Source organism: Paenibacillus sp. FSL H7-0323 (assembly GCF_038002725.1).
Taxonomy (GTDB): Bacteria; Bacillota; Bacilli; order Paenibacillales; family Paenibacillaceae; genus Paenibacillus_AQ; species Paenibacillus_AQ odorifer.
The window spans coordinates 3,562,941-3,576,550 of the sequence record NZ_JBBODB010000001.1 but is presented as its reverse complement, the minus strand read 5'-3'; the positions used below and the strand labels follow the sequence as shown (position 1 = coordinate 3,576,550).

General features: G+C 46.4%; 10 protein-coding genes and 1 tRNA gene. 10 read left to right on the top strand and 1 reads right to left on the bottom strand.

Translation table 11 applies throughout. The features are described 5' to 3' along the window. Positions 1 to 510 precede the first annotated feature (510 nt). A tRNA-Arg gene (locus MHH89_RS16335) sits at positions 511 to 584 on the bottom strand. Between the two features lie 279 nt (positions 585 to 863). On the opposite strand from MHH89_RS16335, the gene MHH89_RS16330 reads away from it, so the two are divergent. The 10 genes from MHH89_RS16330 (at position 864) to MHH89_RS16285 (ending at position 13,587) form a co-directional block, all read left to right on the top strand. After that, positions 864 to 1,709, top strand: a complete 846-nt coding sequence (locus MHH89_RS16330; protein WP_036685042.1) for a hypothetical protein — start codon at positions 864 to 866, stop codon at positions 1,707 to 1,709. Positions 1,710 to 1,807: 98 nt separating this feature from the next. Beyond that, positions 1,808 to 3,142 carry a trigger factor gene (gene tig, locus MHH89_RS16325; RefSeq protein ID WP_036685045.1) on the top strand — a complete coding sequence of 445 codons (1,335 nt, stop codon included), beginning with the start codon at positions 1,808 to 1,810 and terminating at the stop codon, positions 3,140 to 3,142. Between the two features lie 385 nt (positions 3,143 to 3,527). After that, entirely contained in the window at positions 3,528 to 4,118 is a 591-nt protein-coding gene (gene clpP / locus MHH89_RS16320; RefSeq protein ID WP_076129430.1) for an ATP-dependent Clp endopeptidase proteolytic subunit ClpP, read from the top strand. Positions 4,119 to 4,130: 12 nt separating this feature from the next. Continuing rightward, positions 4,131 to 5,387, top strand: coding sequence for an ATP-dependent protease ATP-binding subunit ClpX (gene clpX, locus MHH89_RS16315; RefSeq protein ID WP_036685052.1), 1,257 nt, complete (start codon positions 4,131 to 4,133; stop codon positions 5,385 to 5,387). Between the two features lie 112 nt (positions 5,388 to 5,499). Further along, positions 5,500 to 6,627 (top strand): flavodoxin-dependent (E)-4-hydroxy-3-methylbut-2-enyl-diphosphate synthase, encoded by a 1,128-nt coding sequence (gene ispG / locus MHH89_RS16310; RefSeq protein WP_036685055.1) that lies wholly within the window; start codon positions 5,500 to 5,502, stop codon positions 6,625 to 6,627. Positions 6,628 to 6,830: 203 nt separating this feature from the next. Further along, a complete protein-coding gene (locus MHH89_RS16305) occupies positions 6,831 to 7,535 on the top strand; it encodes a BlaI/MecI/CopY family transcriptional regulator (protein ID WP_341087612.1) in 705 nt (234 codons plus the stop codon). A gap of 176 nt (positions 7,536 to 7,711) precedes the next feature. Then, positions 7,712 to 9,421, top strand: a complete 1,710-nt coding sequence (gene lonB / locus MHH89_RS16300) for an ATP-dependent protease LonB (protein ID WP_038573063.1) — start codon at positions 7,712 to 7,714, stop codon at positions 9,419 to 9,421. A gap of 234 nt (positions 9,422 to 9,655) precedes the next feature. Further along, a complete protein-coding gene (gene lon / locus MHH89_RS16295) occupies positions 9,656 to 12,019 on the top strand; it encodes an endopeptidase La (protein ID WP_076129428.1) in 2,364 nt (787 codons plus the stop codon). Positions 12,020 to 12,031: 12 nt separating this feature from the next. Beyond that, positions 12,032 to 12,700: a ribosome biogenesis GTP-binding protein YihA/YsxC gene (gene yihA, locus MHH89_RS16290; RefSeq protein ID WP_341087609.1), complete on the top strand. Its 669-nt coding sequence runs from the start codon at positions 12,032 to 12,034 to the stop codon at positions 12,698 to 12,700. Positions 12,701 to 12,804: 104 nt separating this feature from the next. Then, positions 12,805 to 13,587 carry a tyrosine-protein phosphatase gene (locus MHH89_RS16285; protein ID WP_341087607.1) on the top strand — a complete coding sequence of 261 codons (783 nt, stop codon included), beginning with the start codon at positions 12,805 to 12,807 and terminating at the stop codon, positions 13,585 to 13,587. The last annotated feature ends 23 nt before the right edge of the window (positions 13,588 to 13,610 follow it).

Sequence of the window (13,610 nt, the reverse complement as noted above, 5' to 3'; positions counted from 1 at the left end):
AGTGTATGAAATGCAATTAAAGCGAGTTTTGGAGGTAAAAGGGTACTTTTAGTTGCAGAAAATGCAATTAGATAGCATGTAGCGGCGTTTCTCCGGAAAATTAACCGTAATGTTCTGACGCGGCGGGGGATGACCTGGCAGTGACTCATAGAAACTGATCATCGATTGCTAAGCTTCACAGAACCCTCAGCCCCAATGAGTTCTAAGTGTGACCAAGTCCGAGCGAGCATCAAAAGTTAAGCTCCATCGACTCATAGCCCGACGAGGCATGGGTTTTCACTGAATGCTAAGCTCTATCGGATCCTGAGCTCCGACGAGGCTAAGTTTTCATCAGGCTCTGAGCTTCGAATCCAAGCTCCATGAACCCCTGAGACTCGGCTAATCTAGAGCCTCGAATCTTTAAGCTCAGTCATTCAGCCGTCTATTCGTCCCAGTGACTCCCTGAGCGCCGCCCAACCCCTCCCCTGAACACAGAAACAGCCTTCCCGAAGGAAGGCTGTTTCTATATGACGTCCCGGAAGGGATTCGAACCCCCGACCGTGCGCTTAGAAGGCGCATGCTCTATCCAGCTGAGCTACCGGGACATGGTTGCTGGCAGAAAAGCAAGCAGGAATTATCATATCATATGGGGTGTTTTTTTTCAAGCTGTTTTTTAAAAAGAGTACGGGGTATGCTATAATCTACAATTATTAAGTTTCGGAAGAAGCTTAAGGTATTAATAACTTTTATAATGGTTAGGATTCCATTCACATAAGTAGACATAAGGAGGTGCCCTCATTAAACATTCGGATTCCCCCGCCACCAAAGAGAATATCGTCCTTTTCCCCAAGACACTGGACTATTATCAAATCCAGCTGACGGTGATGCTGGAAAGTGAACGCTACGGGGAAGCGATGGAGCTGCTTCGTTTTTTGCTGCAGTGTCAAGGACAGGAAGAGCGAAATTACGAGGAATGGCGGTCCCTGCTGGAATGGCTCGAAACGGCATTTCCTTACGCGTCCCAGAATGGAGATGCGGAGGGAGCTGTTCACCCCGAAGACGAAGATTTAAGGGAAGAGGATATGGCCCGCTTTTTGGCCAAATCCAAAATGAACGAGGATACGGGGTATCCCAAAAAGCTGCTGCAGCGGGTGATGAACGAGCCTCTGTCTGAGGCGACAATACTTGCACTAGAGCAGCTATCCTATCTGGAAGGTGGCGGCGTTGACGAGGAGCTGACCACTTGGCTACAGGGGGATAATGTTCATCCACTGCTGCAATTTCGGACCTTGCAGACGCTTAAGCGGCGTGGGATGCAGGGAACAGTGAAGCTGATTCGCGGCCATGAAAAGGTACTTGTAGAGATCGAGAGCGTGCCACTGCAGACGGAGGATTTTCCTCCGCAGGTGAGTCATGTGCTGGAGCGGGTAGCCGGGCAGGCTGAGGTGCATGAGCCTACGCTGTATTATTTTGCACAAGAGCTCTGGGGCCAGTTCATCATGTCGATTTATGGGTCGGATGAATATCGGAAATTGCTGGAAGGCGAAGACGTTTTGCTGGATATTTGGGCAGGAGCGTTGCACCAATTTGTTTCGGAGAGTTTAAACGGCTCCCGACAAGAGGAAGAGACACGTGGAATGTATGGCATCACAGACGGCATGCGCTTTCAATTTGAGGGAGCTTATCGTGCTCTCAAGGGTTTTGTAAAGACTTCTCTACTTGATAAATAAAGTAATGTTGTATATAATATAATGGTTATTCTGTGCGTGGATTGTATCATTATTTGAAGTAAACTTGTGAACCTATATTTTGGAGGGAAAAGTATAATATGAAAGCAACATGGGAAAAAATAGAGAAGAACCTTGGAGTTCTTGAAGTAGAAGTAGACGCAGAACGCGTAACAGCAGCACTTGATAAAGCTTTTAACAAAGTCGTTAAAAAAGCTAACGTACCAGGCTTCCGTAAAGGTAAAGTACCTCGGCCGATCTTTGAATCCCGTTTTGGTGTAGAAAGCTTGTACCAAGATGCAATCGACATTCTTCTTCCTGAAGCTTACGGTGAAGCAGTTGAACAAACTGACATCTTCCCTGTAGACCGTCCTGAAGTTGATATTGAGCAATTTGCTAAAGGCCAATCCTTTATCTTCAAAGCGAAGATCACGGTTAAACCTGAAGTGAAGCTCGGCGATTACAAAGGTCTGGAAGTTCCAGTACAAAAAGCTGAAGTGACTGAAGAAGAGTTGAGTGCTGAACTTGCTCGTCTGCAAGAACGTCATGCTGAGCTTGTAGTAGTTGAAGAAGAAGCAGCAGCTAACGGCGACATCGCTGTAATCGATTTTGACGGATATGTTGATGATGTACCGTTTGAAGGCGGAAAAGCTGAACGTCACTCTCTTGAGCTTGGCAGCAACTCCTTCATTCCAGGATTCGAAGAGCAAGTGGTAGGAATGGCTACTGGAGATTTCAAAGATGTTGAAGTTACTTTCCCTGATGAATACCATGCAGAGAACCTTGCGGGTAAAAAAGCAGTATTCAAAGTGAAGCTGCACGAAATCAAACGCAAACAACTTCCTGCATTGGATGATGAGTTCGCTAAAGATGTAAGTGAATTCGAAACTTTGGATGAGTACAAAGCAGATTTGAAGGCTCAACTCGAATCCCGTAAAGAGGAAGAACTGAAAGGCCTTCGTGAGAATGCAGTTGTTGATAAAGCAGCAGCTAACGCTGAAGTTGAAATCCCTGAAGCTATGATCAACAGTGAAGTTGAGAATATGGTTCGTGACTTCGACACTCGTCTTCGTCAACAAGGTATGAACATGGATATGTTCCTTAGCTTCTCCGGCCAAACTCGTGAAGACTTGCAGAACCAAATGAAAGGCGATGCTGAAAAACGCGTTCGCAACAACCTGGTATTGGAAGTTATCGCAAAACAAGAGAACATTGAAGTTTCCGAAGAAGAAGTTAACGAAGAGTTGGCTACTATGGCTGAAGCTTACAAACGTACTCCAGAAGAAATCCGCAGCATCTTGGCAGCTAACGGTTCACTGGGCAGCTTGAGCGAAGAGCTTTCGTTGCGTAAAACCATTGATTTCCTTGTTAGCAATAGTGTAGAAGTTGAAGCAGTAGAAGAAGCACCAGCTGCTGAAGACACTAAAGCTGAGTAGGATATTTTAAAATTATAAGAAGGTATAAGTTTCACTTTATACTTTATTCTTATAATTCTCGCATAAACGCTTACCGTCCTTAAAAGGACGCCGAAGGCGTTTTAGCTTGACACTACCTAGAACGGCCAGTTACACGGCCTCCATACAGATATGATAAGGCACGTAAGTTTCGTTACGTGCCTTATTTTTATCCTCGGCCGCAAATATATGTGACTACATAGGTATCCGTATGAACGTATGGCAATAAGGTAATAGGGGCGGTAACGTCACAATTCACAAGCAGCGGACTGTCCACTGTAGTGAAAAAATGACATCGCGCCGTGAACGTGTTAAAATATTTCTGAAACGATAAGACTAATCTGTACAGAGAAAAGAGGTTGGTGGCATGAGTCTGGTACCAATGGTTGTGGAATCAACAAGTCGTGGAGAACGTTCGTACGATATCTATTCCAGATTGCTCAAGGATCGCATCATTTTCTTAAGCAGTGCGATTGACGATGATGTCGCCAATCTGGTTATTGCTCAATTGCTGTTTTTGGCAGCAGATGATCCCGAGAAGGACATTCACTTGTACCTCAACTCACCCGGTGGTTCAGTAACAGCCGGCATGGGTATATACGATACGATGCAATATATCAAACCGGATGTTTCAACCATTTGTGTAGGGATGGCAGCAAGCATGGGATCGCTCCTTCTAACAGCTGGGGCGCCGGGCAAAAGATATGCGCTGACCAACAGCGAAGTAATGATTCATCAACCGCTCGGCGGTGTTCAAGGTCAAGCGTCTGATATTTGGATTCACACTGACTGGATCCTCAAGACGAGACAGAAGCTGAATCAAATTTATGTAGATCGCACAGGTCAGCCCCTTGAAAAAATCGAACGGGACACAGACCGCGATAACTTCATGAGCGCGGAAGAAGCCAAGGAATATGGGCTTATTGACCAGGTTCTTTCTTCACCGATGAAATCTTAAAGGGGTGGTTAGATGTTTAAATTTAATGATGAAAAAGGGCAATTGAAATGTTCTTTTTGCGGTAAATCACAAGAGCAGGTTCGTAAGCTTGTAGCAGGACCGGGCGTTTATATATGTGACGAATGTATCGAGCTTTGCACGGAAATTGTGGAAGAAGAGCTCGGTCATGAGGAAGAGCTTGATCTGAAGGACATTCCAAAACCAAAGGAAATTCGTGATATTTTGGATCAATATGTAATCGGTCAAGAGCAAGCGAAGAAATCTCTTTCTGTAGCGGTTTATAACCACTACAAGCGCGTGAACAGCCAAAGCAAGATCGAAGATGTTGAGCTGACGAAGAGTAATATCCTTTTGCTCGGTCCAACAGGTTCTGGTAAAACCTTGTTAGCACAAACGATGGCGAAGATTATCAACGTTCCTTTTGCTATTGCAGACGCTACTTCCTTAACGGAAGCTGGTTATGTTGGCGAGGATGTTGAGAACATTCTGCTCAAACTCATTCAAGCTGCAGATTACGATGTGGAGAAAGCCGAACGCGGCATTATCTATATTGATGAAATTGATAAAGTAGCACGTAAATCCGAGAATCCGTCCATTACTCGTGACGTTTCCGGCGAAGGTGTGCAGCAAGCGCTTCTGAAGATTCTGGAAGGAACTGTTGCTTCTGTGCCTCCGCAGGGCGGACGTAAGCATCCTCACCAGGAGTTTATTCAGATCGACACGACGAACATCCTGTTCATCGTTGGCGGTGCCTTTGACGGCCTGGAGCAAATGATTAAACGCCGTATCGGTAAAAAAATCATTGGCTTCAACGCAGCAGTTGAAGGACAAAAGGATCTTAAGCCTGGCGAATATTTGTCGATGGTATTGCCTGAAGATTTGCTCAAATTCGGTCTTATTCCTGAATTTGTAGGCCGTCTGCCAGTCATCTCGACTTTGGAGCCGCTTGATGAGAATACGCTTGTACGTATCCTTTCCGAGCCTAAAAATGCACTCACTAAACAATATATCAAGCTGCTGGAAATGGACAACGTAGCGTTGAAGTTCGAACCATTGGCACTCGAAGCAATTGCCAAGGAAGCGATCAAACGTAATACGGGAGCCCGTGGACTGCGCGCGATTATTGAGAGCATCATGCTCGATGTGATGTATGAAGTTCCTTCACGCGATGATATTAAGGATTGTGTGATCACGGAACAGGTCGTTCAGGAGAAAGCTTTGCCTGAGCTCAACCTTAAGAAAGACAAGAAGAAAGAGGAAAGCGCGTAAGCCGCTTTTCCTTAACAATACATGTCACAGTCTCCACCTTTCTTCCGCTTATCCCGCTTCACATTAGCGGGAGCGAAGGGGTGGAGCTTTGGCGTTATGGGGGAGAAAAATCATGTTCTTGAGACACCAAACCCGTCCTGTCAATGTTGGCGGGCTCATTATTGGGGGAAACAACGAGGTTGCGATTCAAAGCATGTGTACAACCAAAACCGCTGATGTGGAGGCTACTGTAGCTGAAATATTGCGGCTTGAGGAAGCAGGCTGCCAGCTAGTACGCGTAACTGTCAACAATGAAGAGGCGGCTGCCGCAATCAAGGAGATCAAGAAACAGATTCATATCCCACTCGTAGCGGATATTCATTTCAACTATAAGCTAGCGTTGATGGCTATCGAGAACGGCATCGATAAGGTACGGATTAATCCGGGGAACATTGGTCGTCGCGAAAAGGTAGAAGCGGTAGTTAAAGCATGTAAAGAAAAAGGAATTCCGATTCGGATTGGTGTAAACGCCGGTTCTTTGGAGAATCACCTTTTGGAAAAATACGGATACCCAACCCCAGAAGCTATGGTAGAAAGTGCGTTATACCATATTGGGATTCTGGAGGAACTGGATTTCCACGACATTATCGTTTCTCTAAAAGCATCCGATGTGCCAATGGCCATCGAAGCTTACCGTCAGGCTGCGGAAGTCATCCCTTATCCACTGCACTTGGGGATTACAGAATCTGGCACATTGTTTGCTGGTACAGTGAAGAGCTCCGCAGGTATTGGTGCACTGCTCTCTATGGGCATCGGCAGCACACTGCGTATCTCGCTTAGTGCCGATCCGGTTGAAGAGGTTAAGGTGGCGCGTGAGCTGCTGAAGACGTTTGGTCTGATCTCTAACGCGGCGACGCTGATCTCTTGTCCGACTTGCGGACGACTGGATATCGATCTTTTTTCCATCGCTAATGAGGTGGAAGAATACATTTCGAAGCTTAAGGTGCCTATTAAAGTTTCCGTCCTTGGCTGTGCTGTTAACGGTCCTGGTGAAGCACGTGAAGCAGATATCGGTATTGCTGGCGCTCGTGGGGAAGGTTTGCTTTTCCGCTACGGACAAATGATCCGTAAAGTGCCTGAAGCTGAACTCGTAAACGAGCTGAAGAAGGAAATTGATGCGATTGTGGTGGCTTACGAGGCAACGGGCGAAATCCCAGGCCGCGCCCACGCTAACCTTGCACCTCCGGTGCAATCGAAGTAACTTGGTCTGAATGGTATTTATAAGAATTTTCAATCTCATAATATTATAAACACTTCTTAGCATCGTATAGTAATTTTGGGCGACGTTAGGTAAGTAGTGATCTAAGTGGCGAAGAACGTCCTGTGCAGTTCCGGTATATCCGGGGGCTCATGGGGCGTTTTTTTTTGCGTTTATTTCCATTTTGGAGGAAGGGATGAGTAAACATGAACTATGAACAAGCCCATGAAAAATTTATTGCGCATCATCTTGCAAGCAGAGCGGGCGAACGTCGGGGGAGGCTGGAGAGAGGGCATGGCCACGCCGAGAAATTATTTTTGCAGAATGTCTGGTGGCCGCTTTGTGGTGATTTCAATAATCTTCATCCGGAGTATGAGGTGCTGGATTTACAAAGACGAGCTTATTTTGCTGATTTTGCTTTTTTGCCGGGGCCGATCAAGCTTTTGTTTGAGATCAAAGGGTATGCAGCTCATGTAAGAGACATGGATAGGCTGAAGTATTGTAATGAGCTAAATCGTGAAACTTTTCTGTACGGAATGGGTTATCAAGTAATTTCATTTGCCTATGATGATGTTGAACAGCGCCCTGAGTTATGTGTTACACTGCTGCGTTTGGCGCTAAGCCGCTACCAAATTGTAGATGCACCGCGTGGCAGACTGCTAATCGCTGAGAAGGAAATCATGCGTTTAGTGGTGCGTCAAGCTGGGGTGATACGCCCTAAAGAAGTCGCTGATTATTTCACGCTAGATCCCAAAACAGTACGCATGATGCTAAAGAATCTCTGTGAAAAAGGCTGGCTTACCCCTGTGAAGAGGGGAATCGGCGTCAAAAATGTTGAGTATAACTCCTCACTCCTCCGCATTCCTTCCTCTCCAACCTCCTCAACAATCTCCTTTTTTAAAATTATCTAAGCTACATTCGTACTCCCCATACTCATTAATGCCCTTATAGTTAATTATCAGAGTCTATCCTACTGCAACAATTCAACAAATCCTCAAATTCGCGTTTACTAATTACCGAAACGGCTATACTACCTAATAGTAGCCAAGGGTGGAAAGGTAGACTGAACGAAACAGGAGGATGACCTATGGAATTAAGTATAGTTGTGATGATCGTGCAGCTCTTTTTCGCGCTGGTTATCGGCGTATACTTTTGGAATCTGCTGCGGGGTCAGAAGACAAATAAGACAGCGGTAGAACGAGAGTCGCGCAAGGAACTGGACAAGTTACGGAAAATGCGGATGATTACATTAACTAAACCATTGTCGGAGAAAACACGTCCGGCTTCTATTGGAGATATTGTCGGGCAAAAAGATGGGCTGCGCGCCCTGAAAGCCGCACTTTGCAGCGCTAATCCGCAGCATGTGATTATTTATGGTCCGCCGGGAGTGGGCAAGACTGCGGCAGCGCGTGTTGTCATGGAAGAGGCGAAAAAGAATGTGCTTTCTCCTTTTAAAAGTGACGCCAAATTCACAGAGATTGACGCCACTACCGCTCGTTTTGATGAGCGTGGTATTGCTGACCCGTTGATCGGCTCTGTGCATGATCCTATTTATCAAGGTGCAGGGGCCATGGGTGTGGCGGGTGTGCCACAGCCGAAACCGGGCGCGGTGACTAAGGCGCATGGCGGGATTCTTTTTCTGGATGAGATAGGAGAGCTTCACCCTATTCAGATGAATAAGCTGCTTAAAGTGCTTGAGGACCGGAAGGTCCTGCTAGAGAGCGCTTATTATAATTCGGAGGATAATAATACTCCGGCTTATATTCATGATATTTTTCAAAATGGATTGCCTGCCGATTTCCGTCTAGTTGGCGCTACTACGCGCTCTCCGGATGAGATTTCACCTGCGCTGCGATCGCGCTGCATGGAGATTTATTTCCGCCCGCTGCTGCCGGATGAGATTGCCGTGATCGCGCGTGACGCGATACAGAAAATTGGGCTTAAACCAAGTCCGGAAGCAGTCACTGTGGTGCAACAGTATGCAACCAACGGCCGGGAGGCAGTTAATATGATTCAGTTGGCTGCCGGATTAGCTTTAACTGAGCAGAGAGATACACTAAATGCTGCTGATGTGGAATGGGTGGCAGGCAGCAGCCAGCTTCCGCTGCGTACGGAACGCAAGATTCCTTCGGCACCGCAGATTGGATTAGTCAATGGTCTTGCTGTGTATGGACCGGGGATGGGGACTCTGCTCGAAATCGAAGTTTCCGCAGCGCCTGCTGTGAACGGCCAAGGCAGATTGAACGTGACAGGTGTGGTGGATGAAGAAGAGATCGGTGGAGGCTCCCGCACGATTCGGCGAAAAAGTATGGCAAAGGGCTCAGTTGAGAATGTATTGACCGTACTGCGTACGATGAATCTGGAGCCCGATCGTTATGATCTACATGTGAATTTCCCAGGGGGTACACCGATTGACGGACCTTCTGCTGGAGTAGCGATGGCAGTAGCAATTGTCTCCGCTATTCGTGGACTTCCCGTGGATAACACGGTAGCGATCACAGGTGAGATAGGCATCCATGGTCGAGTTAAGCCAGTGGGCGGTGTAATTGCCAAAGTAGAAGCTGCTTTTCAAGCTGGTGCCACTACAGTGCTTATTCCAAAAGAAAACTGGCAGTCTCTCTTCGCTGACCTCGCGCCATTACGCGTTATTCCAATGGAAACAGTAGAAGAGGTGTTCCGTCATCTGTTCGGTGCCGATACAGCTGATGTAAGGCTGCCTGCAGTTGCTGGAGAGCTGTTCTCCGCTGCACCTTCACTCCTAAAGGCCGATGCGGCTGGTGAATCTGCAAAGGGTTAAACTAAATTGATCCCTAATTCGAAGAATAAGGTGAGATTTGTCGCTGTAAAATAAAGGAGGCTGCAGGCAATTCTGCTGCTTCCTTTTTAAATGCTACAAGAAACGTTGTCTCTATTTAAGGAAAAGCAAGTCGGTTCTTCTTGAAATCTAAGGACTCTGTTGGTGTTTTGGGGCTGCTTTTGTTAGAATGAATGCATATGAGATTAATTGAGAGCCATGGGAGGTGCGAAAGCGATGATGACAAATAAAACAAAAGGTCGTCGTTTTCCTTTATTGCCGCTAAGAGGGCTTCTTGTGTACCCAAGCATGGTTCTTCACTTGGATGTGGGCCGTGAGAAGTCAGTTCGGGCGCTAGAGAAAGCTATGGTTGAAGATAATTTGATTCTTCTTTGTTCCCAGTCGGAAGTGAATATTGAAGAGCCAGGTCAGGACGATATTTTTCGGGTCGGTACTGTCGCCAATGTGCGGCAAATGCTGAAGCTTCCAAACGGTACGATACGTGTACTGGTTGAAGGTGTAGAACGGGCCGAAATTATTAATTATATCGATAATGATGAGTACTATGAGGTTATGGCGCGTGAGCTGCCGGAAGATGAAGATAGCGATCAAGAATGTGACGCGCTGATGCGTACAGTACTCAATCAGTTCGAACACTATATTACGTTATCCAAAAAAGTGACCCCAGAGACCCTCGCTGCTGTATCCGATATAGAAGAGCCTGGTCGACTTGCGGATGTCATTACGAGTCATTTATCGCTAAAGATTAAGGATAAGCAAGAAATTCTCGAGACGATTGATGTTAGTAAACGGCTGGAGAAGCTTCTTGATATTCTTAATAATGAGCGTGAAGTGCTGGAGCTTGAACGTAAGATCAATCAACGTGTCAAAAAGCAGATGGAAAAGACGCAGAAGGAATATTATTTGCGTGAGCAAATGAAAGCGATCCAGAAAGAACTAGGCGAGAAGGAAGGCCGGGTAGGAGAAGCGGAAGAGCTGCGGACGCTAATGGAAGAGAAAAATGTTCCGGAACGCGTGAAAGAAAAGATGGAGAAAGAAATCGATCGGCTGGAAAAAATGCCAGTCAGCTCTGCAGAAGGCGGCGTTATTCGCAACTATGTAGATTGGCTGCTCAGTCTCCCTTGGAGTGAACAGACAGAGGATGATCTTGACATCAAAAAGGCCGAGCAGGTACTTGATGAGGATCACTACGGTTTGGAAAAACCGAAGGAACGGGTATTGGAATATTTGGCCGTTCAGCAGTTGGTTAAGAAGCTTAAGGGTCCGATTTTATGTCTTGTAGGTCCTCCAGGGGTGGGGAAAACCTCACTGGCTCGTTCCATCGCCCGTTCGCTCAATCGCAAGTTCGTCCGTATCTCGTTAGGCGGTGTACGTGATGAGGCGGAGATTCGAGGTCATCGCCGGACTTATGTAGGTGCGATGCCGGGCCGGATTATCCAAGGCATGAAGACGGCGGGTACGATTAATCCGGTTATCCTATTGGATGAAATCGATAAGATGGCTGCGGATTTCCGTGGAGATCCATCTTCAGCGCTGCTTGAGGTATTGGATCCAGAACAAAACAACACGTTTAGTGATCATTTTGTAGAGCTGCCGTTCGACTTGTCGAACGTAATGTTTGTAACAACAGCGAACGTAGTGCATAATATTCCGCGTCCTTTGCTGGATCGGATGGAAATGCTGTTCATTCCGGGATATACGGAACTGGAGAAACTGCAAATCGGCAGCCGTTATCTATTGCCTAAGCAGAAGAAAAACCACGGTCTTGCAGAAGATCAACTGATTATCGAAGACGATAGTTTATTACGTATTGTCCGCGAATATACCCGTGAATCCGGTGTGCGTAATTTAGAGCAGCAGATTGCAGCATTATGCCGCAAAGCTGCGAAACAAATCGTGTCTGAGGAAAAAGAGAAAGTGGTCATTCTTCCTGATGACATCAAGGATTATCTTGGGGCTTCTAAATATCGTTACGGTATGGCCGAGCTTGAAGATCAGATCGGTACGGTCACTGGGCTGGCTTGGACTGAGGTTGGCGGTGATACATTGCTGATCGAAGTTACGGTTGTGCAGGGAACAGGTAAACTAACCCTCACCGGACAGCTTGGCGATGTAATGAAGGAGTCGGCACAGGCCGCATTCAGCTATACTCGTTCGAAGGCGGAGGAGCTGGGGCTCCAGCCCGATTTTTATGAGAAGATTGATATTCATATCCATATTCCGGAAGGTGCAATTCCGAAGGATGGTCCGTCTGCAGGGATTACGATTGCAACCGCATTGATCTCCGCGCTCACGAAACGTTATGTTTCGAAGGATGTGGCGATGACAGGTGAAATCACCTTGCGGGGACGTGTACTGCCCATTGGTGGATTGAAAGAGAAATCCCTTGCGGCTCACCGAGCTGGATATAAAAAGATCCTTCTTCCCAAAGACAATGAACGGGATTTGAAAGATATTCCTGAGAGCGTACGTAATGATGTTGAGTTCGTACCGGTATCTAATATGGATCAGGTCTTGCATCATGCGTTAGTTGAGCATCATAATGAAATTAGCAGTGAGCCACCGAGTAGTGTGCATTAGAAAGGAAGTCCTATGAAAGTTAATATTGCCGAATTTATTATCAGTGCCGTTGGCCCTGATCAGTACCCTGATGATTCCTTGCCAGAGGTTGCTCTGGCAGGGCGTTCCAATGTGGGGAAGTCTTCCCTCATTAACCGAATGATTAACCGTAAGAATCTGGCTCGGACAAGCTCCACGCCTGGTAAGACACAACACATGAACTATTACCGTATCAATGAAGACAACATGTATTTTGTTGACTTTCCAGGTTACGGGTATGCCAAGGTTTCCAAGACGCAACGCGCGGTATGGGGTAAAATGGTTGAAAAATACCTCTCTGAGCGCGATACGTTGAAGCTTGTTCTGCTTATTGTGGACCTGCGGCATTCGCCTACCAGCAATGATAAGATGATGTTCGACTGGTTGAAGCATTATGATCTTCCTATGTGCGTTGTAGCGACCAAAGCGGATAAAATTCCTAAGACACGCTGGCAAAAGCATATCAAGACCATGAAGCAGGAGCTGGGCGTGCTGCCAGGGGATAATTTTATTCCATTCTCCTCGGAAATTGGTCTCGGCAAAGACGAGCTTTGGGGCTTAATCGATGGGTATATTCGCCCTTCTGAGAATGAATCTCCGGATTCAGAGGATGCTGAAATGATAGCAAATGAATCTCAGCAAGAGGAGTCAACCGAAGCGTAAGATATGAACTCATTTACAATCAAGCAACCATTCCTGGTGGGAATGGTTGTATTTTTTTGTTGATAAAACTAAAATTTCTATGGAAAAGGACCGATAGATAACATATGATAGATATTCATTGCCACATCTTACCCTTTTTGGATGACGGATCCTCTGATTGGGAAGCTGCTCTTGCCATGGCGCAAGACGCCCACAGAGAAGGGATTACTTCAGTCATCGCCACGCCACATCATGCCAACGGTCAATATATGAATAATGCCCCCAAGATTAAAGAAGCTGTGGAGATGATGAATGAGAGACTTCGTCAGGCTGGTAATCCACTGCTTGTTCTTCCAGGTCAAGAGATCCGTATCTACGGTGAACTTCTGAATGATCTGGAGCGGGGGGAACTGCTGAGTCTTGCAGATTCGCGGTATATTTTACTGGAAATGCCTTCTTCACGAGTACCACGTAACATGGAAGAAATCTGCCACGAGCTGATCATTCAAGGGTTCGTTCCGGTCATCGCCCATCCGGAGCGCAATGCTGAAATAGCTGCTGATCCTTCTAAACTAGAGAGACTGATAGAGCTAGGATCACTTGGGCAGGTAACCGCACAGAGTCTTGCAGGTGTTTTCGGGAATAAGCTACAGAAATTGTCGCTGGAGCTATGCCGTAGAAATGCAGTACATGTGTTGGCCTCTGATGCACATGACAGTGTTCATCGTCCTTTTGGATTAAACGCTGCTTATGTGGTTATGGAGAAAGAATTAGGCCCTGAGATGCGTGACTATGTTCGCGGCAATGCTCAGCAAATTATGACCAATGGCGAGGTTATTCATGGAAAACACGTACAAACAAGGGGAAACCGACAAAAATTGTTTGGATTTTTTTTCCGAAAGGGCTGACTAATCTACCTAATAGTGGTAGA